Annotated in this window: 24 protein-coding genes and 1 tRNA gene; 19 read left to right on the forward strand and 6 right to left on the reverse strand. The window is 70.1% G+C overall.

The genetic code is table 11. From position 1 onward, the window contains the following. The first annotated feature begins 34 nt into the window (after positions 1-34). The 6 genes from QM711_RS05445 (at position 35) to QM711_RS05470 (ending at position 6,538) form a co-directional block, all read left to right on the forward strand. On the forward strand, positions 35-919 hold the full coding sequence (locus QM711_RS05445; protein WP_415097088.1) for an SDR family oxidoreductase: 885 nt from the start codon (positions 35-37) through the stop codon (positions 917-919). Positions 920-930: 11 nt separating this feature from the next. Further along, on the forward strand, positions 931-3,012 hold the full coding sequence (locus tag QM711_RS05450; RefSeq protein WP_415097090.1) for a catalase: 2,082 nt from the start codon (positions 931-933) through the stop codon (positions 3,010-3,012). Between the two features lie 214 nt (positions 3,013-3,226). Further along, entirely contained in the window at positions 3,227-3,721 is a 495-nt protein-coding gene (locus QM711_RS05455) for a precorrin-2 dehydrogenase/sirohydrochlorin ferrochelatase family protein (RefSeq protein ID WP_415097092.1), read from the forward strand. Between the two features lie 163 nt (positions 3,722-3,884). Then, a complete protein-coding gene (locus QM711_RS05460; RefSeq protein ID WP_415097094.1) occupies positions 3,885-4,613 on the forward strand; it encodes a GAF and ANTAR domain-containing protein in 729 nt (242 codons plus the stop codon). Positions 4,614-5,005: 392 nt separating this feature from the next. Then, the gene (locus QM711_RS05465; protein WP_415097096.1) at positions 5,006-5,623 is read left to right on the forward strand and encodes a response regulator transcription factor; all 618 of its coding nucleotides are present in this window, start codon (positions 5,006-5,008) and stop codon (positions 5,621-5,623) included. A gap of 117 nt (positions 5,624-5,740) precedes the next feature. Continuing rightward, positions 5,741-6,538 carry a sigma-70 family RNA polymerase sigma factor gene (locus QM711_RS05470; RefSeq protein WP_415097098.1) on the forward strand — a complete coding sequence of 266 codons (798 nt, stop codon included), beginning with the start codon at positions 5,741-5,743 and terminating at the stop codon, positions 6,536-6,538. A gap of 172 nt (positions 6,539-6,710) precedes the next feature. Here QM711_RS05470 and QM711_RS05475 read toward each other — a convergent pair whose 3' ends face one another. Then, positions 6,711-7,430 carry a hypothetical protein gene (locus QM711_RS05475; RefSeq protein WP_415097100.1) on the reverse strand — a complete coding sequence of 240 codons (720 nt, stop codon included), beginning with the start codon at positions 7,428-7,430 and terminating at the stop codon, positions 6,711-6,713. Then, on the reverse strand, positions 7,427-7,963 hold the full coding sequence (locus QM711_RS05480) for a TetR/AcrR family transcriptional regulator (protein ID WP_415097102.1): 537 nt from the start codon (positions 7,961-7,963) through the stop codon (positions 7,427-7,429). Before QM711_RS05480 ends, QM711_RS05475 begins: the two co-directional genes overlap by 4 nt. 161 nt (positions 7,964-8,124) lie before the next feature. Between QM711_RS05480 and QM711_RS05485 the strand changes: the two genes are divergently transcribed. Further along, the gene (locus tag QM711_RS05485; RefSeq protein WP_415097104.1) at positions 8,125-8,685 is read left to right on the forward strand and encodes a dihydrofolate reductase family protein; all 561 of its coding nucleotides are present in this window, start codon (positions 8,125-8,127) and stop codon (positions 8,683-8,685) included. 42 nt (positions 8,686-8,727) lie between these two features. Here QM711_RS05485 and QM711_RS05490 read toward each other — a convergent pair whose 3' ends face one another. After that, on the reverse strand, positions 8,728-9,897 hold the full coding sequence (locus tag QM711_RS05490) for an MFS transporter (protein ID WP_415097106.1): 1,170 nt from the start codon (positions 9,895-9,897) through the stop codon (positions 8,728-8,730). Continuing rightward, on the reverse strand, positions 9,897-10,919 hold the full coding sequence (locus QM711_RS05495; protein ID WP_415097108.1) for a zinc-dependent alcohol dehydrogenase family protein: 1,023 nt from the start codon (positions 10,917-10,919) through the stop codon (positions 9,897-9,899). Before QM711_RS05495 ends, QM711_RS05490 begins: the two co-directional genes overlap by 1 nt. Positions 10,920-11,055: 136 nt before the next feature. On the opposite strand from QM711_RS05495, the gene QM711_RS05500 reads away from it, so the two are divergent. Next, on the forward strand, positions 11,056-11,943 hold the full coding sequence (locus QM711_RS05500; RefSeq protein ID WP_415097110.1) for a helix-turn-helix domain-containing protein: 888 nt from the start codon (positions 11,056-11,058) through the stop codon (positions 11,941-11,943). Between the two features lie 63 nt (positions 11,944-12,006). Here QM711_RS05500 and QM711_RS05505 read toward each other — a convergent pair whose 3' ends face one another. Continuing rightward, a complete protein-coding gene (locus tag QM711_RS05505) occupies positions 12,007-13,086 on the reverse strand; it encodes an NAD(P)-binding domain-containing protein (protein ID WP_415097112.1) in 1,080 nt (359 codons plus the stop codon). Positions 13,087-13,217: 131 nt separating this feature from the next. On the opposite strand from QM711_RS05505, the gene QM711_RS05510 reads away from it, so the two are divergent. Together QM711_RS05510 and QM711_RS05515 are read left to right on the forward strand one after the other, a co-directional pair. Continuing rightward, positions 13,218-13,883 carry an SDR family NAD(P)-dependent oxidoreductase gene (locus QM711_RS05510; RefSeq protein ID WP_415097114.1) on the forward strand — a complete coding sequence of 222 codons (666 nt, stop codon included), beginning with the start codon at positions 13,218-13,220 and terminating at the stop codon, positions 13,881-13,883. Next, complete coding sequence (locus tag QM711_RS05515) at positions 13,880-14,401, forward strand: cyclophilin-like fold protein (RefSeq protein ID WP_415097116.1); 522 nt, start codon at positions 13,880-13,882, stop codon at positions 14,399-14,401. The genes QM711_RS05510 and QM711_RS05515 overlap by 4 nt, the downstream gene beginning before the upstream one ends. 458 nt (positions 14,402-14,859) lie before the next feature. Here the strand turns inward: QM711_RS05515 and QM711_RS05520 are convergent. Beyond that, positions 14,860-14,933: transfer RNA gene (locus tag QM711_RS05520), tRNA-Gly, on the reverse strand. A 155-nt stretch (positions 14,934-15,088) separates the two neighbouring features. Between QM711_RS05520 and QM711_RS05525 the strand changes: the two genes are divergently transcribed. The 9 genes from QM711_RS05525 to QM711_RS05565 all read left to right on the forward strand — a co-directional run bounded on the left by QM711_RS05525 (position 15,089) and on the right by QM711_RS05565 (position 26,619). Beyond that, the gene (locus QM711_RS05525; RefSeq protein ID WP_415097118.1) at positions 15,089-15,703 is read left to right on the forward strand and encodes a DUF1707 SHOCT-like domain-containing protein; all 615 of its coding nucleotides are present in this window, start codon (positions 15,089-15,091) and stop codon (positions 15,701-15,703) included. Positions 15,704-15,861: 158 nt separating this feature from the next. After that, positions 15,862-16,350: a PH domain-containing protein gene (locus QM711_RS05530; protein ID WP_415097120.1), complete on the forward strand. Its 489-nt coding sequence runs from the start codon at positions 15,862-15,864 to the stop codon at positions 16,348-16,350. Between the two features lie 167 nt (positions 16,351-16,517). Further along, complete coding sequence (locus tag QM711_RS05535) at positions 16,518-17,858, forward strand: PH domain-containing protein (protein ID WP_415097122.1); 1,341 nt, start codon at positions 16,518-16,520, stop codon at positions 17,856-17,858. A 137-nt stretch (positions 17,859-17,995) separates the two neighbouring features. Next, on the forward strand, positions 17,996-18,772 hold the full coding sequence (gene ppgK / locus QM711_RS05540) for a polyphosphate--glucose phosphotransferase (protein ID WP_415097124.1): 777 nt from the start codon (positions 17,996-17,998) through the stop codon (positions 18,770-18,772). Between the two features lie 224 nt (positions 18,773-18,996). Further along, positions 18,997-19,833: a hypothetical protein gene (locus QM711_RS05545; protein WP_415097126.1), complete on the forward strand. Its 837-nt coding sequence runs from the start codon at positions 18,997-18,999 to the stop codon at positions 19,831-19,833. Between the two features lie 27 nt (positions 19,834-19,860). Continuing rightward, positions 19,861-20,772 carry a hypothetical protein gene (locus tag QM711_RS05550; protein WP_415097128.1) on the forward strand — a complete coding sequence of 304 codons (912 nt, stop codon included), beginning with the start codon at positions 19,861-19,863 and terminating at the stop codon, positions 20,770-20,772. Between the two features lie 32 nt (positions 20,773-20,804). Beyond that, entirely contained in the window at positions 20,805-21,698 is an 894-nt protein-coding gene (locus tag QM711_RS05555; RefSeq protein WP_415097130.1) for a hypothetical protein, read from the forward strand. After that, positions 21,695-23,173 carry a lanthionine synthetase C family protein gene (locus tag QM711_RS05560; protein ID WP_415097132.1) on the forward strand — a complete coding sequence of 493 codons (1,479 nt, stop codon included), beginning with the start codon at positions 21,695-21,697 and terminating at the stop codon, positions 23,171-23,173. Before QM711_RS05555 ends, QM711_RS05560 begins: the two co-directional genes overlap by 4 nt. 143 nt (positions 23,174-23,316) lie before the next feature. After that, positions 23,317-26,619: a lantibiotic dehydratase gene (locus QM711_RS05565; RefSeq protein ID WP_415097134.1), complete on the forward strand. Its 3,303-nt coding sequence runs from the start codon at positions 23,317-23,319 to the stop codon at positions 26,617-26,619. The last annotated feature ends 133 nt before the right edge of the window (positions 26,620-26,752 follow it).

Genomic DNA, 26,752 nt, shown 5'->3' on the forward strand with positions numbered 1-26,752 from the left:
GATTGAGCGGATCGAGATCGGGTACGAATCCGGCATGACACCTGCGGCTTCCGACCAGACCACAGATCAGATCCCGGCGCAGCAGCAGCAACCGCCGGGGCTGACCGACGAGATGCGGCCCCGTCCGGACCACGGCGAGCAGTCGTATCGCGGTGACGGACGGCTGACCGGCAAGCGTGCTCTGATCACCGGCGGCGACTCCGGGATCGGCCGGGCGGTGGCGATCGCCTTCGCCCGCGAGGGTGCCGATGTCGCGATCAACTACCTGGAGGAAGAGGAGGTGGACGCCGCCGAGACGGCGTCCTGGGTGGAACGGGCCGGACGCCGAGCCGTCCGGCTGCCTGGCGACCTGACCGAGGTGAACACCTGCCGGCAACTCGTCGACGACGCGGTCAGCGCCCTGGGCGGGCTCGACATCCTGGTCAACAACGCCGGCTTCCACCTCACCAAGGGTGATTCCGGAACCCTGGAAGGCCTCGATCCGGAAACCGTGGAACGGGTGGTCAAGACCAACGTGTGGGCCACCCTGTGGCTGTGCCAGGCGGCACTCCCGCACCTCGGCGAAGGCTCGGCGATCATCAACACCAGCTCGATCCAGGCCTACGAGCCGTCCGGGTCGCTGCTCGACTATGCCGCCACCAAGTCGGCGATCAACAGCATCACCGTCAACCTGGCCCAGCAGCTCGGAGCCAAGGGCATCAGGGTGAATGCCGTTGCCCCGGGCCCGATCTGGACGCCGCTGCAGCCGGCCACCCGAAGCGCCGATGAGGTCGAAGGATTCGGCGCCGACAGCCCGCTCGGCCGACCCGGTCAACCCGCCGAGGTCGCACCGGCCTTCGTCTTCCTGGCCGCCGAGAGCACCGCCAGCTACGTCTCGGGCAGCATCCTCGGCGTCACCGGCGGCAAAGCAACCTTCTGAGCGGAGTCCACATGCCCAGCACGCCAAGCCCCGGATCCCCGGCCGACCCCGAGAACGTCGGCGCCCGCGCCGCGCCGCGCCAGCGCAGCGGCCGGCTGACCACATCGACCGGCGTCCGGCTGGCCGACACCGACCATTCGCTGAAGGCCGGGCCGCGCGGTCCCGTCCTGCTCGCCGATCATCACCTGCGCGAGAAGATCACGCACTTCGATCACGAGCGGATCCCCGAACGGGTGGTGCATGCCCGTGGCGCGGCCGCGCACGGGGTCTTCGTCGCCAACGGTGCGGCGTCCGGCATCTGCCGAGCGGATTTCCTGCGCAAGGCTGTCTCGACCCCGGTGTTCGTGCGCTTCTCCACCGTGTTGGGTTCGCGCGGATCGGCCGATACCGCCCGGGACACCCGGGGTTTCGCGGTGAAGTTCTACACCAGCCAGGGCAATTACGACCTGGTCGGCAACAACATTCCGGTGTTCTTCATCCAGGACGGGATCAAATTCCCCGATGTGATCCACGCCGGCAAACCCGAACCCGACCGGGAGATTCCGCAGGCCCAGTCGGCTCATGACACCTTCTGGGATTTCGTCTCGCTGCACACCGAAGCCCAGCACCACACGATCTGGAACATGTCCGACCGCGGCATTCCGCGCTCGTACCGGATGATGGAGGGCTTCGGCGTCCACACCTTCCGGATGGTCAACCTGGCCGGCGAGACCAGCCTGGTGAAGTTCCACTGGAAACCGCGACTCGGTGTGCACGGCCTGACCTGGGAGGAGGCTCAGCTGCTGGCCGGGACCGATCCCGACTTCCACCGGCGCGATCTGGCGGACGCCATCGAGGCCGGCAACTTCCCGGTCTGGGATCTGGGGATCCAAGTGATGCCGGACACCGAGGAGGAGATGTTCGAGGGCATCGACCTGCTGGATCCGACCAAGCTGGTGCCCGAGGAACTCTGCCCGGTGCAGGTGGTCGGCACGCTCACCCTGACCGCCAACCCGACCAACTACTTTGCCGAGACCGAGCAGGTCGCCTTCCATGTCGGCCAGCTGGTCCCGGGCATCGACGTCACCAACGATCCGCTGCTACAGGCCCGGCTGTTCAGCTACGTCGACACCCAGCTGACCCGGCTGGGCGGTCCGAACTTCAACCAACTGCCGATCAACCGGCCGCACGTGAGCGTTGACGATCTGCTGCGGGACGGCATGCACCAGCAGAACGTGCACACCGGCGTCGCCGCCTACCTGCCCAACTCGCTGGACGGCGGCTGCCCCTTCCGGGTCGCCGAGGACTCGTTCATCGACGTGCCGCAGCAGCTGCCCGCCGCCCGGCGGGTGCGAGCCAACCCGGTCTCCTTCGCCGATCATCACAGCCAGCCGGCGATGTTCTTCCGTTCGCTGACCCCGGTGGAACGCGACCACGTGGTCGGCGCCTACACCTTCGAGTTGGCGCATTGCGCCGACTCGGAGATTCGCTCCCACCAGGTCGACCAGCTGGCGCTGATCGACACGGACCTGGCTGCGGCGGTGGCGGCCGGTCTCGGCCTGCCGATGCCTGAGGCGCGTCCGGACGGCTCCGACCTGGTCTCGCCGGCGCTGAGCATGGCCGGCGGCAGTTGGCCGGTCACCGGCCGCGCCGTCGGTGTGGTGGTGGACGACGAGGGCGCCGGCCTCGGCACCGTTCTGGACGCGGTGCGCTCGGCCGGCCTGCGGCCGGTGCTGATCGCTCCCAATGCCGGCGAACTCAACGGGCAAGCCGCGGACCGCAGCTACGCCACCGCGGTCAGTGCCGAACTGGACGCCGTGCTGGTGGCCTGGCCCACGCCGCCCGCCCCGGATGCCCGCCCTGGCCTGGACGCGAAAGCCGACGGGTCGGAGGCCACCACGGATCCGCGGGTCCGCAAGCTGCTCGGCGAGGCCTGGCGGCATGCCAAACCGATCGCCGTGCTTCCGGAGGCAGCGCCGGTGCTTTCCGACGCAGGCATCGTTGCTGAGGGCGTGGGAGTGCTGGTCGGAGATGCCGCGGCGGTCGCCGCCGGATTGGCCGATTTGCTCGCCCGGCATCGGGTCTGGGAGCGGTTCGAACCGGTTCCTCGGTGAGCCTGGCCGCTACGGCGGCGATGGCGTCCGGGGTCATCCGCTCCCCGAGCGGGTAGCGTCTGGCGTGCGATTCCTGGGAGGTGCCGATCACAGCACCACCGCTGGTTGAGCTTGTCGAAACCCTGGCCAGGGAGCGCGTCCAGGTCTCAACACGCGCGACCATCGACGATCAGCACGTCCCCCGGGCGTCGCCCCCGAACCAGGAGGACCGACCATGACCGAGTCAACCGACGCTGCCCCCCAGCCCACGGGCTCACCCGCCTACCTGGCCGGGTTGTTACTGCACGGACGCCGGGTGGTGGTCGTCGGCGGCGGCCGCGTCGCTGCGCGTCGCGTCCCGAAGCTGGTCGCCGCCGGGGCGCGGGTGGACCTGGTCTCACCCGATGCGGCGCCCGTCCTGCGAGACCTCGCCGACGCCGGCACGTTGGCCTGGCAGCGACGGGGGTTCACGGCGTCCGATCTGGACGGCGCCTGGTACGTCCTGGCGACCACCGATTCCGCCGAGGTCAACGCCGAGGTGGCGACGCAGGCCGAACAGCGACACACCTTCTGCGTCCGCGCCGACCACGCCGACGCCGGATCGGCCTGGACACCGGCGACGGGTGAGACGTCCGGGGCGACCGTGGCGGTGGTCACCAGTCATGACCCGCTGCGCGCCCGGCGGATCCGCGACCGGTTCGTCGAGGTGATCGCCGAGGAAGCACTGTAATCCCTTGCCATCGCCCAGTGGCGCACTCCTTGACCAGTTCATCACCGACGGCTGGGAAAGCTGAAATGATGAGGAAGGGGCTCAAGCGGCGGCACCTGTTCAGGGGTCCGGACGAGTGAGACACTGCTACCCGCTGGATTCGACGCAGTGCTGGAGGTGGCCCATGCCGGCTGGGGAGCATGACGAGACGCAGGCCGTCGACAGCGCAGAGCTGACTACCGACGAGCCGGTCACCACGATGGCCGAGTACGCTCGCGAGCTGACCACCAAGGGCGACGAGGCCGAGCGGCTGCAGATCGGGGTCGCGCTCGTGGTGGAACTGCTCGAGGCGTGCGACGCGGCCGGCGTCACAATGATCGAGGGCGGAAAGCTGACCACCCACGCCCCCACCGCCGAGTTGGTGGAACAGGGCGACCGGCTGCAGTACGAACTGCATGAGGGGCCTTGTGTGGACACCGTCCGCACCCAGACCACAGTGATCAGCGACGAGGTCGCACGCGATCCGCGCTGGCCGCGCTGGGGACCAGCCGTCGCCGAGAAACTCGGCGTGCGCTCGATGCTCTCCCTGCTCCTGTACACCCAAGAGACGTCGTACGGGGCGCTCAACCTCTACAGCTTCGAGGCCGGCGCCTTCGGCAGCGATGACGTGGTGGCCGCCCATGCCCTGGCCGCTCACCTCACCGCGGCACTGGCCGACGGGCGCCGGCTGGACAACCGGGCGGCCGCCCTGGTGAACCGCACCGTGATCGGGCAGGCCGAAGGCATCCTGATGGAACGACACAAGATCACCGCGGACGCGGCATTCGACCTGCTGCGGCGCGCGTCCCAACGGACCAATCGGAAGCTGGTGCGGATCGCCGAGGAGCTCACCCGGACCGGCGATCTTCCTTAGGGTCAACCCAGGCACCGAGGGTTGAGCTCGTCGAAACCCCGTGCGACGCACGGGCCCGGGTCTCGACAGGCTCGACCATCGACGACCGGGCGCGTTCCGCTTCCGGTGGTGGACGTCGGCGTCCAGGACGGTGGTGCGCCGGCTGTGGGCTCAACCGGCGCACCCCGCCAGCGATCCGGGCCCGGGCCCGGCACCGGCAGGTCCCACAACGGGGACATTCCTCGCAGTACCCACGAACCGGGTCCGTTTAATCCGCGTTCCGCCGGGTAACACCCTTGTGGGTGAGGCGGGCCGTCCAGTCGGTCCGCGTCGCGCAAGGTGGAGCCCGAGCCGTCCGGCCAGGCGTCTCCGATCGAGCCGGACTACGGAAGCGAGTGTCGAAGGTGCTGACAATGACCCCCATCCGAGTGGCGTTGATCGATGACTGCGATCTGGTCGCCTCCGGACTGCGGTACATGTTCGGCGACCGCACGGAACGCGTCCACCTGGTCGGGTCGTGGCGGGACGCCGAGCTGCCGCAATCGGTCGACATCGCGCTGTACGACCCGCTGGGGCGCGAGCACGACGTACTGAAGCAGCTGGTGGCAGATCAACGGGTCCGCCGCACGGTGGTCTACAGCTGGAACCTGCTCCCGGCCCTGATGGACCGCGCCCTCCTGGACGGGGCCTCGGGTTACGTGTCGAAGGCCGCCGCCAAGTGCGATCTGGTGGCCGCGCTGGAACGAGTCCACGCGGGCGGACTGGTCACCGTTCCGGCGCGGCGGGCGCCCGCCCGGGAAAGCCAGTGGCCGGGTCGCGACGCCGGGTTGTCCTCGCGCGAGGCCGAGGTGCTCGCCCTGATCACCCAGGGCATGTCGAACTCGGAGATCGCGGAAGTCATGTATCTGAGTCCGAACTCGGTGAAAAGCTACATCCGTTCGGCGTACCGCAAGATCGGCGTGGCGCGACGCGCCCAAGCCGTGTCCTGGGGGATGCGTCGCGGGCTTCACGCCAGCTATCGAGTCGCCTGACGACGAGCTGCCCCGCTGGGCATTTGTCCTTGTGCCAGCGGCTTCCGCGTGGCATGATCGGGAGCAACTGAGCGGTCAAACCAGGTGCTGACTCGGCTTCTTTCCGAGGAGCGCAGCATGGGGCACCAGGTGCCGACCGCCACCCACTCACTTCGCGACGTGGCGACCCGAAATCTCTTCGATCTGCTTCGGACGACCGCTGATCCGACGGCCAGGCGCCGGATCAGCGAGCGGATCGCCGAGGCGAATCTGCCGCTGTGCGACGCGCTCGCCGGGCGGTACCGTGGTCGCGGAGTCGACCACGACGACCTCGTCCAGGTGGCCCGGATGGCGCTCTGGCTGGCGGTCGAGCGCTATCAGGACGACCAGGGTGCGTCGTTCGCCTCCTTTGCGATCCCGACCATCACCGGCGAGCTCAAGCGATACTTCCGCGATCACGGTTGGACGATCCGGCCTCCCCGCCGGCTCCAAGAGTTGCGCACGAAGGCGGTGTCCGCCCGCAGCGACTTGGAGCAGCGCCTCGGCCGGGAACTCAGCGTCGGCGAACTGGCCGAGCACCTGGGCGTCCAGGCCGACCACCTGCGCGACGCGCTGGGCAGTTCGAACAGCTACCGGCCCCACTCCTTGGACGTCCCGCATCGCGAGGGCTCGGGTGAATCGGTCGGCGCGCGGTTACCCGCCGATGCCGACCTGGCGAGCACGTCCGTCGACCGCCTCACGCTGCGCCGGGCGCTCAACCTGCTCACCCGGCGTGACCGGGCGCTGCTCGAATGGCGATACGTCGAGGAGTGCACCCAGCGCGAGATCGCCGGCCGACTGGGAATCTCCCAGATGCAGGTGTCCCGCCTGCTCAAGGGCATTCTGGCAGGCCTGCGCGACGAACTCGAGCCCGAGCCGGCGCCCATGGTCGGCTAGGAGGCGCCGATCCCGTGCGGGCCTCGCTGGTTGAGCTCGTCGAAGCCCGTTGCCAGCGACTGACCGCGGCTTCGCGCGCGGATGGTGGGATGGGGCGATTCCGGCGAATCTCCGCATCAGAGAGGTCTCGAGAAGCTCGACCAACGCTGATCAGCGCTTCCCCTCGGGTCCGTCAGCGTGAAGCGATGTCCTGGTTGAGGAGCGGCCGTCGCACGGTTTCGCGCGAAGCGACGGCCACCGCGGCGCCGAGCAACACCCCGAATCCGTGCTCGTCCAGCAGGGCGGTCATCACGACCCCGCAGACGAGGACGCCGGCGGCGACAACGCCGGGCCGACCGTTTCGGTGCAGTGCGAAAGCAGTGACCGCGGCGACATTGCCGATCAGCGGGGCAACGGTCGCGAACGGACCAGCCGCGGCCACGAGGTACACCGCGAAGAACCCGGCGTAGACCGACACGAGGTAGGCACGGGGGCCGCCGTTTGCGCCTCGGGTGAGATAAGCGGCCCATGCGCCGACGAGTGCGGCGACCGCTCCCGATGAGCCGCCGCCGGTCTGCGCCGGGAACAGCCAACTCGAGATTGCGAGCGCGCCGACCGCGCCGATGACCATCGCCGTGGCCGCGGTCGCGCTGCCCGCCTGGCTGCCGACGGCAGGGATGAGCACGAGGAAGCCCAGCAGGAGGAACGCCAGGGCGAGGACGCCGCTTGGTTGCACCAGGGTCGGCGTCAGGAGGCGCCACCATTCACCACGCCGAACCGCCATGGTGTCGCGCGTCATTACGGTCATGATGCGGGGTTCCAAGAGCGCGAGCACGCTGACGGTGAGCACCCCCACCGACACTGCCGCCGTCAAGGCGAGTGATCTGCGTCGTTCGCGTCCGGCGCCGTTCATCTCAGCAACCCGTTCACCAGGATGTCGGCCATCGAGCGCGCGTGCGCACGCGCGTCGAGCTCCGGGTCTGCGACTACAGCCATTGCGAGCCCTTCGATGCACCGCATCATCATGAACGCGACGTGGGCGGGATCGACAGGCCCGATGTCGCCGGTGTCGATCGCGGCTTGCACCAGCGACGCCACAGCCGACTGGGTTTGCTCCGAGGCGGAGCTGGCCGCCGCACCGCCGCCAGCCATGAACGCCGACACGAGTGCAACGACATGACCGCGATGTACGGCCATGAAGCTCGCACTCGACTCGAAGAAGGCCCGCACCTGCGCGACCCCGGGCGGTGTCGCGCCAAGCTCGCCATCGACCCACGCACCCATGTCGCGGAGCACCCGCTCGGTGATCGCATGCAGCAGCCCGGCTCGGTCGGTGAAGTGGTAGGTGATCAGCCGTGAGCTGCTGAGGTGCGCCACCTCGCAGACGCGGGCGAAGGTCAGACCCGCGGCGCCATCCTCGGCGAGCACCGCCAGCGCGGCCAGCACGATCTGATCGCGGCGCCGAGTGGTCTTCGCGTCCCGCTTTATCTGCATGGATAATATGTTACATTATTATCTGTGCAAATAACTCTTTGGCCACCGAGGCTGGTCCGCGCCCGGGCCTACAGCCAGGTGGCCGTCGTCATCCAGGAAGAAGGAGCCAACCGATGAAACCGCTGCGCTACTCGATCAACGTCACCCTCGATGGCTGCTGCCATCACGAGGCCGGGATTGCACCAGACACCGAATCGATGCAGTTCTGGACCGCCGAGATGCAGAGCGCGGATGTGCTGCTCCTCGGACGCGTCACGTACCAGATGATGCAATCCGCCTGGCGCAGACCTGCCGACGGCGTCTGGCCGGCGTGGATGGAACCGTGGCAGCTGCCGTTCGCCGAAGCCATGGACGGGGCCAGAAAGCATGTCGTGTCGAGCACGCTCGATGCGGTTGACTGGAATGCGGAACTGCTGCGGGGCGACCTGGAGGAGACCGTACGAGCACTGAAGCAACAGCCGGGATCGGGCCTCTGGGTCGGCGGCGTCACTCTTCCGCTGGCACTGGCCGATCTCGGACTCATCGATGAGTACACGTTCGTCGTCCAGCCCGTCGTCGCCGGGCACGGGCCCCGGCTACTCGACGGCCTTCGCGAGCGCATCGAACTCGCACTCGTCGCGCGGCACGAGTTCGCCTCGGGTGTGGTCGCGCTGCGCTACCGCCCAGCGGGCTGAATGTACGCCGCTGAATGGAGCGGGCGACGGGAATCGAGAAGCTCAGCGATCGGCTCTCCTGGCCAGCAGCCCCAGCGGGACGAAGTAGAGCACCGCGATCACGGCGCCGACGACGACCGGGCCGTTCGCTGCCAGCGGGGACTCGATGGCGAAACCCGCTATCCAGGTGCCGGCAGCCGTACCGACGTTGAACATTGAGGTACACATCGCCGACGCCAGCGTGGGGGCGTCCCTGGCGTAGCCGACGGCCTTGCCGATCAGCACCGGGTTGGTCGACATGCCGAACAGCCCCAGCAGCGTCAGCAACACCACCGCAGGCACCGCGACCGACGACGAGAAGACGAGCGCGACCAGGACCACGAGGGTAGCGGCGGCGGAACCGAACAGCAGCCTGAACGGGTGACGGTCGCCGATCCGTCCGCCCAGGTAGGAGCCCACCGCCGCTCCCACGCCATAGGCAACCAGAACCACCGGCACCGCCGTGTTCGGCAAGCCGGCGACCTCGGTGATCAGCGGCGAGACGAAGCTGTACACGGTGAGCGCCGACCCGGTCACCACCGCACAGCAGGCCAGAACCAGCAGCACCCGCACGTCACGCAGCGCGACCAGCTCGGCCGCCAGCGACGGCGGCCGCGCTCCGACGGCATCGCGAGGAATCAGCTGGTACACCGCGAACGCACCCAGGAACGCCAGCACGGCCAACGCCCAGAACGGTCCGCGCCAGCCGATCGCCTGACCGGTGAACGAACCCAGCGGCACGCCGAGCACGTTGGCCACCATGCCTCCGCCGAGCACGACGCCGACGGCTCGCGCACTCATCGCAGTCCCGGCGGTTTGCGCGGCCACGACCGCAGCGACCGCCCAGAACCCGCCGGTGGCAAGGGCAGTCAGGAACCGTGCGGCCAGCACGATCCCGTAGTCGTCGGCGAGGGCGACGATGACGTGTCCGACGGAGAACACCATCAGCGACAGTCCCAGCGCCAGCCGCCGGGACAGCCGCAGCGTCAGCGCGGCCATTGCCGGCGTCCCGACGATCATGCCGATCGCGAAGACGGTGATCATCAGCCCGGTCTGCGCGACGGACGTCCCCAGGTCGGCACCGATCTCCGGCAGGATCCCGGCCACGATGAACTCCGACGTCCCCATCAGGAAGACGCCGGCGGCCAGCACGTAGGTGACCAGCGGCAGTCGGCCAGGTTTCGCGTGTCCCATCACAGGGTGAGCAGAACCTTGGTGGCGCGCCGTTCGTCCATGGCGCGGTAGCCGTCGGCGGCGTCCTCGATCGGCAGGGTGAGGTCGAAGACGGCGCCGGGGTCGATCTGGTCGGCCATGATCAGTTCGATCAGGTCGGGCAGGAAGCGCCGCACCGGTGCCGGGCCGCCGAGCAGGCTGACCGTCGCGAAGAACAGGTCGAGCCCGTCGAGTCGGACGCCGTGCGAGACGCCGACGTACCCGACATGCCCGCCGGGACGGGTGGCGCCGATCGCCTGCAGCATGGACTCCTGGGTGCCGACGGCCTCGATGGTCGAGTGCGCGCCGTAGCCGCCGGTGAGCGCCTTGATCGTCGCGATGCCGGCCTCGCCCCGTTCCTCGACGATGTCGGTGGCGCCGAATCGGCGGGCCAGCGCCTGCCGGTCGGCGTGCCGCGACATGGCGATGACCCGCTCGGCACCGAGCCGCCTGGCGGCCAGCACCGCGAGCAGCCCGACCGCGCCGTCCCCGACCACCGCGACCGTCTTGCCCGGTCCGGCCTCGGCGGCCACGGCGGCGAACCAGCCCGTCCCGAGCACATCGGACGCCGCCAGCAGGCTGCGCGCCTGCGCCTCGGTCGGCTCGCCCGGCACCGTCACCAGCGTGCCGTCGGCCAGCGGGATCCGGGCAAAGTCGGCCTGGGTGCCGATCGAGCCCATCATCACCTGATGCACGCAGCGCGACTGGAAACCGGCCCGGCAGATCTCGCAGGTGTTGTCGGACGCCACGAACGACCCGACCACGTAGTCGCCCACCGTGACCTGGTGAACCTCCGGCCCGACCTGGTCGACGATGCCGATGTACTCGTGCCCCATCCGGATCGGACCGTTGAGGTCCTCCAACCCGCGGTACGGCCACAGGTCCGACCCGCAGATGCAGGCGGCGGTGACGCGGATGATCGCGTCCGTCGGCTCGACGATGACCGGCTTCTCGACGTCTTCGACCCGGACGTCGCCGGGCGCGTGCATGACGACAGCTCGCACTGTTTCCCTCACTGAGATGGCTTGTGGACGATTGCCCCACTACGACACCAGAACGCACGCCGGCAAGGGAGACCTGGTCGATGGAGGTACTGGCAGGGACTCCATGGGCGGCGGCCGCGCCGCCTACCCTGACGCCATGGACAACCGCGCCGAGGTCAGGGACTTCCTGACCACGCGACGGGCGAAGATCACGCCCGACCAGGTCGGACTGCCCGCGGGGATGAAGCGCCGGGTCGCCGGTTTGCGGCGCAGCGAGGTCGCCGCCCTGGCCGGCGTCAGTATCGAGTACTACACCCGGCTGGAACGCGGCGCGATCAGCGGCGCCTCCCCCGAAGTCCTGGACGCCCTGGCCAGAGCGCTGCTGCTCGACGACGCCGAGCGCGCGTACCTGTTCGACCTCGCCCACGCCGCCAGCCCGGTCGCCCGTCCGCCGAAACGGCGGCCCTCGACGAACTGGACGCCGCACCGCGGCCTGCAGTGGGTGCTGGACGGCATCACCGCCGGCCCGGCGTTCGTCCGCAACGGCCGGATGGACCTGCTGGCCACCAACCTGCTGGCTCGTGCCTTCTATGCCGACGTCTTCGACATGCCCGGCCAGCCACCCAACATCGCCCGCTTCACCTTCCTGGACGAGCGCGCGCACCGGTTCTACCCCGACTGGGACGCCTTCGCCGAGGTCACCGTCGCCATCCTGCGCACCGAAGCCGGACGGGATCCGCACAACAAGGATCTGCACGACCTGATCGGCGAACTCGGCACCCGCAGTGCGGAGTTCCGCCGACTCTGGGGCAGCCACAACGTGCGACACCACGGCGCGGGCTTCAAGACCTTCCACCACCCGGTCGCCGGCCAGCTGACCCTCGCCTACGAAGGCATGAACCTCGAAGCCGAGCCCGGGCTGACCATCACCGTCTACATGGCCGAGCCTGGCTCGCCGGACGCCGAACGGATGCGACTGCTCGCCTCCTGGGCTGTCTCCGAGTACGGCTCCGGCACGAAGGACGCCGCCGGCACGACCCGCTGATCGGTGATCATCGCTGGTCGAGCTTGTCGAGACCCCGAAGCCCGGGCAAGGGTTTCGACAAGCTCAACCCACGGTGAGCGTGCGGACGGCGTCGCGTCCGGCCCGGTTGGCGCCGACGGTGGACTGAGAAGGTCCGAATCCGATCAGGTGGATCCGCGGGTCTGCGACCACCTGGGTGCCGCGGACGGCGATCCCGCCGCGGGCGTTCCGCAGCCCGAGCGGGTCGAGGTGCCGCAGCGCGGGCCGGAATCCGGTGGCCCACACGATGACGTCCACCGGCGTGACGCTGCCGTCGGCTTCGCGGACGCCGTCCGGCTCGATCCGGGTGAACATCGGATGCCGGTCGAGCACGCCGCGCTCCCGGGCGGCGATCGCGTACGGCGCCCAGCCCAGGCCGGTGTAGGAGACGACGCTGCGTGCCGGGTTGCCCGCCTCGGCGTCGGCGGTGACCTTGGCGATGATCTCGCGCCCCTCGGTCTCTGGACGGAACCCGCGGCCGCGGAACACCGGCTCGCGCCGGGTGTACCAGTACACCGTGGCCGACCGGGAGATCTCCTCGAGTTGCTGGACCGCCGAGATTCCGCCACCCACGATCGCCACCCGCAGCCCGGCGAACTCTTCGGCGGCGACATAGTCGCGGGTGTGCAACTGGCGTCCGCGGAAGGTGTCCTGACCGGGATAGGACGGCAGCACCGGGTTGGTCCAGGTGCCGGTGGCGTTGATGATCGCCCTGGCGCGCCAGCGTCCCGCGCTGCTGTCGACCAGCAGGTCGCCGTCGGGATGGTCGTCCGCCCGGGTCACCGTGCTGACCGTGACCGGGCGCAGGATCGGCAGCCGCATCGCGTCCTCGAAGGCGGCGAAGTACCGCGGCACCGCCGTGCGGCTGGGCTCGTCCGCGGCGATCGGCGGCTTCGGGAAGCCGGGCAGGTCGAAGATGCCGTTCACGGTCGCCATCCGCAGCGACTCCCAACGGTGCTGCCACGCGCCGCCGGGGTGCTGGTCGGCGTCCAGCATCACGAAGGTGCGGTCGGCGTCCGGCTCGGTGAGTGCGCTGGCGTAGCCGCGGCGGGCCAGGTGATAGCCCGCCGACAGGCCGGCCTGCCCCGCTCCGATCACCATGACGGTCGCAACGCCGATTGCCATGGGGCGGATGATAGACGTTTCAACCAACTGCCCGCGGGTGAGACGGCCCGGGCCCGCGACCTACTGACCCTGCCGAGGGCGGTACTGACAGGGACTCCCCCACTGCACGACCACCACTTAGCGTGAGGGACATGTCTGTGATCGCGATCATCGGTGCCGGCCCCGGCCTGGGCGCCGCCACTGCCCGCCGCTTCGCCCGCGAGGGATTCTCCCTCGCCCTCATCTCCCGCAGCCCCGAGAAACTCAGCTCCCTGCGCGAGGATTTGGCGGCCGAGGGGGTCCGGACAAGCGGCTATGCCGCGGACGTTCAGGACGCCGCGGCGTTGGGTGCCGCGCTGCAGGCGGCGGCGTCCGAACTGGGTCCAATCGAGGTGCTGCAGTACAGCCCGGTGCCCCGGAAGGAGTTCCTGCGGCCGGTCCTGGAGACCAGCGCCGACGACCTGGCCGCCGCGGCCGCCTTCTCGATCATCGGGCCGGTGACCGCGGTGCAGGCCGTGCTACCCGGCATGGAAGAACTCGGACGCGGCACGATCCTCCTGGTCAACGGCTCGAGCGCGGCGCGTCCGAACGGGAACGTGGCCGGCACCTCGATCGCCTTCGCCGGCGAATCCGCCTACGGGACGATGCTGCACGACGCCCTCGCGCCGCGGAACATCCACGTCGCCCAACTGATCATTCCCGGCGCCATCGGCGGCGGTGATCCGCTGTACGCACCCGAAGCGCTGGCCGACCGGCTCTGGGCCATCCACACCGACCGCGGACCCTTCCGCACCACCGTGGGAGAGCCATCGGCATGAGGGCGTTGCGGCCGTCGGTGACCGCCGCCGCGGTCGCGGCCGCAACCGTCCTGGCCGGCTGCACCTCCCCGACGACCCCGGACGGCACCGCTCCATCGTCCGCCTCGGCAACCCCCGCACCCAGCACTCCTCCGCCTATCCCATCAGGAGAAGCCGCGCGCACGACCCCGATCCGGATAGCCATCGGCGACCGCGTCCTGCCGGCCAGCCTGTGGGACAACCCCACCGCGCGGTCACTCGTCGACCAGCTCCCGATGACGACGGCGTTCGAGGACTACGGCGGCCAGGAGGTGATCGGCACCCCGCCCGCGCCGCTCACCATGGCGGGCATGCCGTCCGGCGCCGATCCCGAGGTCGGTGACATCGGGTACTACGCGCCCAGCGGTGTGGTGGTCCTCTATTACGCCGACGTCGGCTACTTTCCCGGCATCGCCAGAATCGGCCGGATCGACGGCGACCTGTCGGCTATCAAGGGATGGAGCGGTTCGGTGCGCCTGACCATCGAACGAGCCGACTGAACCGAAGAGAGTCACCTGGCACGTGTGCTGGTCACCGGCGCCTCCACCGGGCTCGGCCTGCTCACTGTCAGCGCTCTCGCCAGCGCCGGGCGCGATGTGGTGCTGCACGCCCGGAACGCCGACTGCGTCGACGACCCGAGCATCCTGGCCTCGATGCCGGGGCACGATCTACGGCGACCTCTCCGAGGCCGCCGAGACCCGCGGCTTGGCCGAGCAGGCCAACCGGTCCGGAGTCTTCGATGCGGTGATCCAGCCGTTCGTCGCAGACGATGGTGGCGGTCGTCGACCACCCGAGCAAGCCGTCGCGTCGCCCGACCACCAGCAGCACGAGGCTGGAAAGTGCCCGAAAATCGGGGCCCTGGTACAGACCGTTAGGGCACGCCGAGTGCACGGGCCAAAATCGCCTCGATTATCTCGGGATATTCGAACGAGAAACTCAGCCTTGACTACGATATTTGTGGAGCGGGCGACGGGAATCGAACCCGCATTCTCAGCTTGGGAAGCTGATGTTCTGCCATTGAACTACGCCCGCAGTACACCGTGGATCGGCTCGGTCAGTGTAGCCGGAAGGCGGCACCCGGCGCACAATCGCGCGCCCCACCGAGGAACTCAGGGCCACCCCGGCTCGCACCCTGAGCGGCGTCGCCCGGGCGTACATCGCGGGCACCGACGACTAGCGTCAGGGGCATGAGCTACCCCGAACCCAGCGATGTCGGACCCGCAGCCGGCGGCAGCCGTCCTGTGGCCGACAGCGACCGTCATCAAGTCGTGACCCTGCTCGAGTCCGCCTATGCGGAGGGCCGGATCACACCCGCCGAACACGCCGAACGGATCCAGGCCGCCAGCACCGCGCAGACCTTCGACGACCTCGTCCCGCTCACCCGTGATCTGGTGGCCATCGACGAGAATCCCCGGCCGGCGCCCGCCTGGTCGCAGGCATCCGGCCCGTCCGGCGCTGAGCCGGAGTTGATCGTCACCCTTTTCGGGGCCACCGAGCGACGTGGTCGCTGGCAGCCGCGCCGGTACCTGAGCGTGCTGAACCTGTTCGGTTCCACGACGCTCGATCTGCGTGAGGCGGTCTTCACCGACAACACCTGCGAGGTCAACGTGTTCTGCCTGTTCGGCGCCGTCGACGTCCTGGTTCCCGAGGGCACCGACCTGCAGAACCGCGCGCTGGCCGTGTTCGGCAGTTCCAATGCCAAGGCGACGCCGCCCGCTCCCGGCGCACCGTCGGTGCTGGTCCGCGGCTTCGTCGGGTTCGGCGCCGCCGAGGCACGGGCGAAGCGCATCAAGGAGAAGTAGCCTCGCAGCAAGCCCTGACGGTGTGCCGTTGCCCTGCATCGCGCCTGGCCAGCTGGCCCGAAGCAGTCCGCCCGCACACCCCAGGGTGGCGATCAGATCGGCCGGGGAGATTCCCGGTCCACCGACCGCGGCTGTGGAGCGCGCCTAAGGTGAACAGCATGGACGCCCTGTTCGCTCCGCCGTCCGAGGACTGGCGCCGGATCTCGCCGGGCTATGTGGCGGTGTTGCGGGTCAGGATGTTGGTGATGCTGGTCGTCCTGTGCGGTGTCGCCGGCATTGTGTTGTGGCAGCTCGCCGACTGGCGGTGGGCGGGGCTGGCGATCGCGGTCTGTCTCGGTTGGGCCGGGTGGCAGTGGTTTCGGCTGGCTCGCTGGGTCCGGGCCTGGGGCTACGTCGAACGCGATGCGGACCTGTACCTCACCCATGGACTGTGGTTTCGCGAGCTGACCGTGATTCCGTACGGTCGGATGCAGGCGGTTAAGGTCGAGAGCGGGCCGCTGACAAGGGCGTTCGGGCTCGCCAGTGTCGAACTGGTGACCGCGAGCCTGCAGTCGGGGGGCAAGATTCCCGGGCTCCCGCGCGCGGACGCCGAGGAACTCCGCGACCGATTGACGGCGATCGGGATCGGCGACGAGGACGGGTTGTGAGCGTTCCGCCCGGTCGCTTCGAGGGGACGCCGGGGCAACCCGGGCAGCCGTCGGCGCCGACCACCAAAGATGAAGTGAACTCAGGCACTGAACTCGGTGCCCAAACTCACACTGTCTTTGCGGCCGCCGATCGGCCCGGCGGCAAACTGGTGGAGAAGCCCCACCCGATGACCCCGCTGGTCCGCGCCTGGGTATTGGTGCTGGCCGCGATCTGGACGCTCGGACGCGAGATGCTGAGCGGCAACGGCGTCCGATTGCCGCCGCTCACCTGGGTGACCATCGCCGGCGCGATCCTGTTGGTCGTGCTGATCGGCTTCGCGTACCTCGACTGGCGAGCCACCTCGTTCATCGTTGATCAGGACGAGCTACGGATCGAGACCGGCGTCTTGACCAAAACCTCTGAGCGGATCCGGTTCGATCGCATCCAGTCGGTCGACATCACCGAACCTTTCGCGGCGCGGCTGCTCGGACTGGCCGAGATCAGTATCGATGTCGGCGCCGAAGGCGGCCACAAGCTGCGCTACCTGTCCCGCACCCGCTCGGCGGCCGTGCGGGACTACCTGCTGGCCCGGGCGCACGGCGTCCGCCCGGCCGAGGTCACCCAGCACGTCCGCACCGGTGTGCTGGACGACCGCGGGAGCTCCGACGAGGTGCTGGTCACAGTGCCGCCGCAGCGGCTGCTGCTGGGTGCGTTGTTGTCGCACGAGATGGTGCTGTTCACCGTACCGCTGGTGATCGCGATCAGCCTGCTGCTGACCGTGGACGCCCGCGGCGCCGCACTCGTCGCCGAGAACCCATGGTTGCTGCTGGGCCTGCTGCTACCCGCGCTCGGCGGGCTGTGGAGCTTCGTCGTCCGCCGGGTGATCGGGCAGTGGAACTACGCCTTCCTGCGCAGCGGGCATGGGCTCAAGGTCACCCGTGGTCTGACCAGCCTGACCAGCCAGTCCGTTCCGCGGCACCGCATCCAGTCGTTGCGGATCGCGCAGCCGCTGTGGTGGCGGGGCCTCGGGCTGTACCGGCTCGACATGGCCGTGCTGGGCAATCACGGACTCGCCCACGACGAGGACCAGTCCGGGACGACCAGCATCCTGCTGCCGATCGGCACCCGCGCCGAGGCGGAACTCGTCCTGCACACCATCTGGCCGGGGCTACGCCTCGACGCGATCGAGGTACGTCGGTCCCCTGACCGGGCCCGCTGGCTGCAGCCGCTCAGCCATGGCTGGACGGGATGGGGATTCGACGACTCGGTACTGCTCACCCGTGCCGGCTGGCTGACCCGGGTGCAGATGGTCGTGCCGCACGCCCGGGTGCAGTCGCTGGCGGTCGAGCAGGGTCCGCTGCGCCGCCGGTTCGGGCTGGCGACCGTCGCCGTCCATACCACCCAGCTGCTGGCCGCCAGCGCAGCGCGGAACATCTCCCCCGACATCGCCCGCACCCTGCTTTTCGACGAGGCGTCCCGAGCTCGGACGGCGCGGCTCGCCGGGTTGCTCACCGAGCCGCCGCACTGATCGGCGAGAGGAAACCCTTCGTTCCGCGGTCGAGCGGGCGCGTCCGCGGGCCCGGCGCCGGATCCGGCCCGAGAACCACTCCACGGCCGGGCACTGCTGCTTCCGTCGCTGCGCCGTGCGTCACTAGGGTGCCCCTCATGACTTCGAATTTCGCGCTCGGCATCGACATCGGCGGTTCAGGGATCAAGGGGGCGGTGGTCGACCTGACCGCCGGCGACTTCGCCACCGAGCGGCTGCGGATCGACACCCCGCAGGAGTCCACACCGAGCAATGTCGCCGCGGTCGTGGGCGAGATCGTCAGCCACTTCGCCGACCAGCTCGGCGACGGGCCGATCGGCATCACCGTCCCCGCGATCGTGCAGCACGGGGTGACGCTGTCGGCGGCGAACATCGATCCGTCCTGGGTGAACTGCCCGGCCGAGAAGATCTTCGAAGAAGCCCTGGGCCGCGATGTCGTGGTGGTGAACGACGCTGATGCGGCCGGGGTCGCCGAGGTCGGCTTCGGCGCCGCCAAGGGCCACCCCGGGCTGGTGATCGTCACCACCCTCGGCACCGGCATCGGTTCGGCGATCATCCATCGCGGCGTGCTGGTGCCGAACTCCGAACTCGGTCATCTGGAGATCGACGGCTACGACGCCGAGAAGCGGGCCGCGGCCAGTGCCCGCGAGCGCGAGAGCCTGAGCTGGGACGAGTACGTCCCGCGGCTGCAGCGCTACTACGAAACGGTGGAGTTCTTGTTCTCGCCCGACCTGCTGGTGGTCGGTGGTGGGGTCAGCAAGAAGGCCGATAAATTCCTCCCCCGGCTCAAGCTCCGGACACCGATCGTGCCGGCCCAACTGCAGAACCGGGCCGGGATCATCGGGGCGGCGCTGCTCGCGGTGGACAAGTCTGCTCACCCGGGGGCGCCGCGCTGACGCCCGGCCAGGGAACGCGCTGATCTTCGCTGGTCGAGCTTGTCGAGACCCGAACGCGCGCTCGTTGCGGGGGTTTCGACCAGCTCAACCAGCGGTGACCCTCGTTGGTCGAGCTTGTCGGTCAGCGCCCCTGACAGCCTTCCGCAATTCTGCGCATGGCCGGCGCCCTCGGGCGAGAGCACGATGAGTGAAGGCCACCCCAGCCGCGGATCGAGGTACCACTCATGGCCGAGAACGACGACATCAGCAAGCGCCCGCCCGACCCCTTCGTCGCCGCCCGCATCAACGATCCCACGGCCACCCCGCCGGCCACGCTGACCCTGGTCGGCCTGCTCGGCGACAGCGACCGTCCGGGACGCCGGCGGCTCTACCTGACCACCCGGCTGGACTACTGGGTCGAAGTGCGTATCGAGGACGTCCTCGCCGTCGAGGATGTCGGACCCGGCCAGCCGCCGTTCCAGGGCCTGGACGCGACCCGGCTGACCGTCGCCAGGGACGCCGCGCTCGACTACGTCCGGACGGCGGTGGCCGGGGCGTCCGACCCGTTCTCGGTGCAGCCGATGACGGCGATGGCGCGGCCGATGCCCGCGTTCGCCGAGACCTGGGAGGCCGAGTGCCCGGGTCCTTCGTGGGGCGACTGCCCGACCGACATCGGCTGTCCGACCGCGAACGAATGCCCGAGCGGCTGGACGGTATGCAAGCCGCGCACCTGCCGGGAGACCCAGGGCGCCACCTGCCAGACCTGCGATACCTGCCGGCACACCTGCGATACCTGTCATGGCGGTACCTGCCGGACCTGCGATGTCTGCCCCACTCAGGACGGTGCCACCTGCATCACCTGCGCCACCGCGTGCGGGGGAACCTGTGGCGCCACCTGCGGTCCGACCTGCGCGGGCACCTGTGTGAACACCTGTGCCAATACCTGCGCGGCAACCTGTGGGATCACCTGCGGCGCGACGTGTGGCGCGACCTGCCGGTTCACCTGCACCCCGGATCTCTGCGAGACCGTCGGCCGCTGCCCCACTGTGCTGCAGACCCACTGCAACACCTGTCGCTGCTGACCCGGCGTCCGAACGAAGGGGAACGCGATGGCGAATCCAGACGAGATCCGGAACCGCGCCGCGGACCCCTTCGTCCAGGCTCGATCCGGCGCGGCCGGGTCGGCCAAGGGCCTGGTCGCCTTGGCCGGGCTGCTCGGCGACAGCGACCGTGCGGGACGCCGGCGGCTCTACCTGACCACCCGGCTGGACTACTTCGCCGAGTTCCGCACCGCTGACGTGGTCGCCGTGGAGGACGTCCCACCCACGACTGCACCGTTCCCCGGCCTGGACGCAACCCGCGTCCTCCTGGCCGGCGACGCCGCCGTGGACTGGGTGCGCCGGACGTCCGGAGCCGACCCGTTCCTGCTCGAGGCCCGGGAGGCCACCGTGCAGCCGGAGGTGGTCGAACGGACGCACACCTGGCAGGCGAACTGCCCGGCCATCACCGTCCGGTTCGGGCAGTCCGACTTCGACCCCTGCCGTCCGGGGGGCGGCGGAACCGGCGGCGGAACGTTCGGCCCCTGGCCCAGCCAGGCCGGCCCGACCTGCGGCGCCTGCACCCAGGACAGCTGCGCGACCTGCGGGCAGAACACCTGCGATACCTGTGTGGGCGAGACCTGCGCGACCTGTCAGGGTCCGCGTTGTGCGACGGTGCCGAACACCTGCCAGACCTGCGGACGTGCCACCTGCGAGCCGGGCTGTGTGGTCACCGCGGTGACCTGCGTCAGCTGTGCCGGTAGCTGCGACGAAACCTGCGCGAGCTGCTGGAACACCTGCCTGAGCACCTGTGTGAGTTGCCGGGGGACCTGCGACGCCACCTGCGCGAACACCTGCGTCGACAGCTGCGCGAACACCTGCGGCGCAACCTGCTGGGCGACCTGTGAGACCTGCCACACCTGCAATTTCGTCACCTGCGATTGCCGGATCAGCGACCCGGCCTGGTGCGCCATCCGCGCCTGATCCGACGACCCACCACCCACCGAGGAGTTCTCATGGCCGACAACGACAACGGCATCGAAGGCCGTCCGCCCGACCCGTTCGTGGCCGCGCGGATCAACGATCCGGGGACGCCGGCGCCGGCGTCCTTCCAACTCGCCGGGCTGCTCGGCGACAGCGAGCGGGACGGCTACCGCCGCCTCTACCTGAACACCGCCCTGGACTACTACGTCGAGTTCCGCACCGAGGACGTCCTCGCCGTCGAATCGGTGGCCCCCGACCAGCCGCCGTTCGTCGGCCTGGACGCCACCCGGGTCAGCCTGAAGCGGGACGCCGCGGTCGAGTACGTGCACTCGCGTCCCGCCTCCGCCGACGGGCTCGCCGCCGACGCGTTCGCCGTGGACGCCCGAGCCGGCCTGCCCGGCGGACTGACCCCGGACACCGACGTGACCTTCCCCACCGGCCCCACCGGCACCCTGCCCACCGACTTCACCACCATCCCGAACAGCTTCGCGGGCGGTTGTGTGCCCGACACGCTGCCGCCGGCATGCCGGCTGGACACCGTGCTGGGCACCTGCGGGAACTTCTGCGTCACCCATAAGACGTGTCAGATCACCCAGTGCAACACCTGCGGCAACGCCACCTGCCGGACCTGCTTCGGCGGCACCTGCCAGACCCGCGACGACGCCACCTGCCAGACCTGCAATCAGGTGACCTGCGCCACCTGCGTGAGTTGCCTGACCTGCAACAACGGTCCGACCTGCAACACCTGCAATACCTGCCTGACGTGCAACAACGGTGTCACCTGTCACACCTGTGTGCCCGCGAAGTGCTGGCCGACCATTCGCGGTGCGACCTGCATTCCCACGGTCTGCAACTGGCGCTGCCAGCCGTCCGTGGTGGTCCCGTGCGTCACCCAGAACGGTTGCCCGACGTTGGTCTGCCCATGAGGGACGGCCCCGACTCCGACCGCGATGCCGGCGGCGCCGCCCGGGAAACCGGCACCGCCGCGGACCGCAACGGTTCGCCGGGTGACGCCGCCGAACCATCCGCGGCACCGGTGCTGACGCACCGGCTGATTCAGCACTACGCCGTCCGGCCGGCGTCGTCGTGGCGCTCGCCGCTGCCGGCCGACCTGGCCGAGCGGGCGTTCGGGACGGCGCTGCTGCTCGCCGAACGGTGCACGGATCCGGCACGGGTGGCCGAGGCCAACCGGCTCTCGGTGCAGCAGACGAACTTCCCCAACGCGCTGCACTGGGATCCGACCTCAATTGCCCAGGGCGACCTGGGCCAGGCGCTGCTGTCCGCCGAACTGCACCGGCACCGTCCCGACGACGGCTGGGACGTCCGGGCCGCGAACTTCGCCGCCGCCACCGCGACACTGCTCGGACGGGGCCACCGGCCGGCGATGGGTTCAGTGAGCGGGTCGTCCGGGATGGCCTTCGCCGGACGCCGGATCGGCGGCTCCGCGCTGAACCCGCTACTGCCGGGTCTGGACGGCGTGATCGCCCAGGACGCGCTGGCCACCGCGGCCGCGATCCGGGGCCGATCCGGGATCTCGGTGGGCACCTTCGACCAGATCTCCGGCCTGGCCGGCGTCGCGCTGTGCGCCCTGCCCAACCCGGACCAGGCGGCGCGTCCGGTCACCCCGTTCGTACTGCGCGCCCTGGCGGCGCTGGCTGTCGAGAGCGGCGACCCGCCCGCTTGGTTCACGCCGCCCGAACTGCTCTACGACGACGAACAACGCGCCTATTACCCGTTCGGCAACCTCAATCTGGGGCTCGCCCACGGCATCCCGGGGCCGCTGGCAGCGCTCGCGATCGCCCGGCTCGGTGGAACCGGGGGCGACGACGTCCGGCTTGCGACCGAGTCGCTGGCCGACTGGCTGGCCGGACACGTCAGCCTCGGCGACGACGGCCCCGGTTGGGACACCGTCGTCTCGCTGACCCGGACGGCACAGGGCCTGGCCGAGTTGCCGGTGCACCGGGTCGGCCGGGACGCCTGGTGCTACGGCACCCCCGGTGCCGCCCGGGCGCTGTTCCTCGCCGGTCGGGCGTTGGACCGCTCAGACCTGCGCAATCTGGCCATCGAGGCGATGGCCGCGGTCTACCGGCGTCCGCCCGAGCAGCGCGGCATCGACTCCCCCACCTTCTGCCACGGCGTCGCGGGACTGCTGCAGATCACCCTCCGGTTCCACCACGACACCGGCCTACCGCTGTTCGCCGAGGCGGCGTCCGCGTTGACCGAGCAGCTCCTGGACGCCGTCGAGCCGGACCGCCCGATGGGCATCGCCTGCGTGGAACCCGGCGACAACAAGGTCGATCAGCCCGGCGTCCTGGACGGCGCCGCCGGAATCAGCCTGGTGCTGCTGAGCGCCGCGAGCGAGGTGGAGCCGACATGGGACCGGATGTTCGCGCTGTCCTGAACCGCGGGGACGGTTCTTCCGGCCCAGGAACGGAACGAAGGGACGGTCCTTCCGGACCGGAAGTGGACCGAAAGAACCGTCCCCGCGTTCCACTTGAGAGCCAACCACCGAGCCGGCAGGGGGCCGCGCCTTCACCTGAGCCGGTGGGCACCGCGCTGTACCGGGTCGCCCCCTGGGTGATGGTGCGGACGCCGCTGCTGCCGGTCGAGCGACTGCCGTGGGTGCGTGACCCGTCCCAAGCGCTGGACGACCCGGGTGTCGTCCGGGCGCTGGCCATCGGGAGCCCGACCCTGCTGGAGAAGACCCGGCGTTCCGACGCCGACCCGAAGGAGGCGTCCAGAACCCGGACCAGTCTGGCTCGCTATCTGATCCGAATGACCACCCGGCCCACCCCGTACGGCGGGTTCGCCGCGGTGTCGCTGGCCGGCTGGGCCACCGGCACCGACCTGTGCGTCGGCACCACAGACCGCACCCGGACGCGTCCGGACATGGGTTGGCTGCGGGGTTTGCTCACCTCCGCCGAGCAACGACCGAACGTCCGGGCACGGCTGCGGTGGCGCGTCGACCCGCTGGTCGCCGAGACCGCGGACCGGTTGGTGGCCCAGGGCGGCGGCTCGGTGCGCGCCACGGAACCGGCAAGGCTGGCGCTGGCGGCCGCGGCGTCCTGGATCGATCACTCCGACCTCGTCGAACGGGTCCGGACCGGCAGCGGCGGTTCGGTCGAGCAGGTCACCGGCCTGCTGGATCAGTTGATCCAGGCGGGGCTGCTGCACAGCGACCTGGTTCCGGCGCTGACCGGGCCGGACGCCACCGCCGGCACCGACGCCGACGCACTGCTGAGCCGGGCGGACCCGGCCGTGGACGCGTCCGTCGCCGAGTTGCGCGAAGCGATCAGGGTTGCCGATCGGGACGCCGGAACGATCGACGGCCAGCAGCGGCCGGACGCTTTCGGTCGGATCGCCACGGCTGCCCGAGCAGTCGCGGACCACCTCCGGCAGACCCAGGCGCCGGCCGCGCACCACCACGACCATTCCGATCAGCACGCCGATCAGGGGCAGCAGAACCAGGCCGAGACCTTCCAGACCGACCTGACCCGGGAATTGACCGGCAGCGGCTTGGCGGCCGAGGTGGGGCGGGCATGTGCCCGCGCGGTCGAGGTGCTGCTGCGGATCGGTCCCGGGCCGTCGACGTCCGGTGATCTGGCCGGCTACGGACGCCGCTTCCTCGCCCGCTGGGGCGCTGGAGCCGAGGTTCCGCTCATCGAGGTGTTCGATCCGGCCCGGGGACTCGGGCCGTTGCCGCACACGCACGGCGCGGCGTCCGGAATCGATCCGGCGGTGCAGTCCCGGCGCTCCGAGCGACTGATGACCCTCGCTCTGGAGGCCCTGCGCGACGACCGCCGCACCGTGCACCTGGACGCCGAGACGATCCTCGCGTTGAGCGGCTGGCCCGCCTCCCCGGCGAAGGAGCTGTCGCCGGCCAACACCCGCGACGCGCCGTTGTCGCTCGACGTGTCCGCGTTCCTGCTGGCCACGGACGCCGCCGCCGTCGATGCCGGCGCCTTCACCCTGGTGATCGGACCCAACCTGGGCGCCGGCTCGGCGGGACGCTGGCTCGGCCGGTTCGCCGACCTGTTCGGGACTGCCGGCGAGGCCTACTACTCCTGGCTGGACGGCGCGGAAACCGCCGCCGAGCCGGACTCGGTGACCGCCGAGGTGGTCTACCTGCCGGGCACGCCCCGCTCGACGAATGTGGTGATCCGGCCGAGGGTCGCGAGCCACGAGATCGTGGTCAGCGGACGCGGCAGCGCCGAGCACCAGCTGGATCTTGCCGACCTGCTGGTCGGTCACGACGGCACCCAGTTCTACCTGCGCTCGGCCAGCCTCGGCGTCCGTGTTCGCCCGACCGCCCGGCACATGCTCAACCATCACGGCGCGCCCCCGGTCTGCCAGTTCCTGGACGCCGTCGGGCAGGGCATCCCGGCCGAGTTCTCCGCGTTCGACTGGGGGCCGGCCCAGTCGCTGCCGGTGCTGCCTCGGGTCCAGGTGGGCCGCACGGTGCTGGCGCCGGCCCGCTGGCTGCTCAGTGTGCCGGGCTGGACGCCGTCCGGCACCGTGGACGCCGGCGCGGTGGCGTCCGCGATCGACGTGGCCCGCAGCCGCTGGGGGCTGCCCGAGCGGGTCTATGTGACGATCGCGGACAACCGGCTGCTGCTCGACCTCAGCCAGGCCGATGACCGGGAGCAGCTGCGCCGCGAGTTCCGGAACTCCGGCGGCACCCTGCGCCTCGACGAGGCACTGCCCGACGTGGCGGACGCCTGGCTTGTCGGTCCGGACGGCCACTACCTGACCGAGCTGGTGATCTCGCTGGTCCGCCGTCCGGAGACTGCGAGCACCGCGCCGAGGACGGATGCCTTGCTGAGCGCGTCTGGAGAGCCTCGGGTCGCGACCAGGGGGGTCTCGACAAGCTCGACCGACGAATGCACGGCGAGTTCGACGGACGAGGTCTCGACCGTCCCGACCGAGGGGGTCTCGACAAGCTCGACCAACGAGGTTCCGACCGACCGGACCACCGGGACTCGGGTGCTCGCGACCGGGTCGCGTCCGCTGCGCCGGGTCAGCGTCCGGGACCGTATGCGCTTGCCGGGAGGCGATTGGCTGTTCGCCAAGTTCTACGCGCCGTACGACCAACTGACCCGGCTGCTGACCACCGATCTGGGTGACCTGATCGACATGGCCGAGAACTCGGGGCTGGCCAGGCGGTGGTTCTTCCTGCGCTACAGCGATCCGGAACCGCATCTGCGGATCCGCTGGCAGGGTGAGCCGGACCTGCTGGTCCGCCACCTGTTGCCCCAGGTGAGCGACTTCGCTGGGCAACTCCTCGATGCCGGACGGATCTCCCGGCTGGTGCTGGACAGCTACGACCGCGAGATCGAACGCTACGGCGGGCCGTCCGGTCTCCAGGTGTGCGAGGACGCCTTCCACGCCGACAGCGTCGCCGTCCGGAGGCTGCTCGCGCTGCCCGGCCCGCTGCCGGAGACCCTGGTGGCCTCAACCACCGCGTTGCTGGCCGGGCTGGGACTCGACCGACCGCAGCGGCTGGCGTTCTATCAGGCTCAGGCCGCGCTCGTCGAGGACCCCCAGATCGGCCGCGTCGCAGGTAGCGACTACCGGGAGCGCAAGACCCGGCTGCGTGCCCTGCTCGGCAGCCCTCAGCCCGGACCGCTGAGCAACGCCCTCGACGCCTTCCGGACGTCGTTACTGCCGGTCGGCGTCGCGCTGGCAGACCTGGAACGATCCGGCGAACTGGACGGCACGGTCGGCACCCTGCTGCCCAGCCTGGTGCACATGCACCACAACCGGATGGTCGGTCCCGGCCAGCCCACCGAGATGCACCTGATCCAGCTGCTGGCGCGCACCGAACGCGGCCTGCTGATGTCCGGCTGACCAGGGCCTCCATCGTGGGTTTCGCGTCGAAACACCTCGTCGGAGCTGACCCAAAGCGGCCTTGCCACGCTCGGCCGGCGCTTCCCGGAGCGGTCACCCGCTCGAAACACCGGTGACACATCCGCTCGGTTCA

Source organism: Micropruina sp. (genome assembly GCF_047602385.1).
Taxonomy (GTDB): domain Bacteria; phylum Actinomycetota; class Actinomycetes; order Propionibacteriales; family Propionibacteriaceae; genus Micropruina.

What these genes read in the sequence shown, in the direction of transcription:
- QM711_RS05445 (WP_415097088.1), top strand. Translation starts at nt 35, where the DNA reads ATGACACCTGCGGCTTCCGACCAGACCACAGATCAGATCCCGGCGCAG.
- QM711_RS05450 (WP_415097090.1), top strand. Translation starts at nt 931, where the DNA reads ATGCCCAGCACGCCAAGCCCCGGATCCCCGGCCGACCCCGAGAACGTC.
- QM711_RS05455 (WP_415097092.1), top strand. Translation starts at nt 3,227, where the DNA reads ATGACCGAGTCAACCGACGCTGCCCCCCAGCCCACGGGCTCACCCGCC.
- QM711_RS05460 (WP_415097094.1), top strand. Translation starts at nt 3,885, where the DNA reads ATGCCGGCTGGGGAGCATGACGAGACGCAGGCCGTCGACAGCGCAGAG.
- QM711_RS05465 (WP_415097096.1), top strand. Translation starts at nt 5,006, where the DNA reads ATGACCCCCATCCGAGTGGCGTTGATCGATGACTGCGATCTGGTCGCC.
- QM711_RS05470 (WP_415097098.1), top strand. Translation starts at nt 5,741, where the DNA reads ATGGGGCACCAGGTGCCGACCGCCACCCACTCACTTCGCGACGTGGCG.
- QM711_RS05475 (WP_415097100.1), bottom strand. Translation starts at nt 7,430, where the DNA reads ATGAACGGCGCCGGACGCGAACGACGCAGATCACTCGCCTTGACGGCG.
- QM711_RS05485 (WP_415097104.1), top strand. Translation starts at nt 8,125, where the DNA reads ATGAAACCGCTGCGCTACTCGATCAACGTCACCCTCGATGGCTGCTGC.
- QM711_RS05490 (WP_415097106.1), bottom strand. Translation starts at nt 9,897, where the DNA reads ATGGGACACGCGAAACCTGGCCGACTGCCGCTGGTCACCTACGTGCTG.
- QM711_RS05500 (WP_415097110.1), top strand. Translation starts at nt 11,056, where the DNA reads ATGGACAACCGCGCCGAGGTCAGGGACTTCCTGACCACGCGACGGGCG.
- QM711_RS05505 (WP_415097112.1), bottom strand. Translation starts at nt 13,086, where the DNA reads ATGGCAATCGGCGTTGCGACCGTCATGGTGATCGGAGCGGGGCAGGCC.
- QM711_RS05510 (WP_415097114.1), top strand. Translation starts at nt 13,218, where the DNA reads ATGTCTGTGATCGCGATCATCGGTGCCGGCCCCGGCCTGGGCGCCGCC.
- QM711_RS05515 (WP_415097116.1), top strand. Translation starts at nt 13,880, where the DNA reads ATGAGGGCGTTGCGGCCGTCGGTGACCGCCGCCGCGGTCGCGGCCGCA.
- QM711_RS05525 (WP_415097118.1), top strand. Translation starts at nt 15,089, where the DNA reads ATGAGCTACCCCGAACCCAGCGATGTCGGACCCGCAGCCGGCGGCAGC.
- QM711_RS05530 (WP_415097120.1), top strand. Translation starts at nt 15,862, where the DNA reads ATGGACGCCCTGTTCGCTCCGCCGTCCGAGGACTGGCGCCGGATCTCG.
- QM711_RS05535 (WP_415097122.1), top strand. Translation starts at nt 16,518, where the DNA reads ATGACCCCGCTGGTCCGCGCCTGGGTATTGGTGCTGGCCGCGATCTGG.
- ppgK (WP_415097124.1), top strand. Translation starts at nt 17,996, where the DNA reads ATGACTTCGAATTTCGCGCTCGGCATCGACATCGGCGGTTCAGGGATC.
- QM711_RS05545 (WP_415097126.1), top strand. Translation starts at nt 18,997, where the DNA reads ATGGCCGAGAACGACGACATCAGCAAGCGCCCGCCCGACCCCTTCGTC.
- QM711_RS05550 (WP_415097128.1), top strand. Translation starts at nt 19,861, where the DNA reads ATGGCGAATCCAGACGAGATCCGGAACCGCGCCGCGGACCCCTTCGTC.
- QM711_RS05555 (WP_415097130.1), top strand. Translation starts at nt 20,805, where the DNA reads ATGGCCGACAACGACAACGGCATCGAAGGCCGTCCGCCCGACCCGTTC.
- QM711_RS05560 (WP_415097132.1), top strand. Translation starts at nt 21,695, where the DNA reads ATGAGGGACGGCCCCGACTCCGACCGCGATGCCGGCGGCGCCGCCCGG.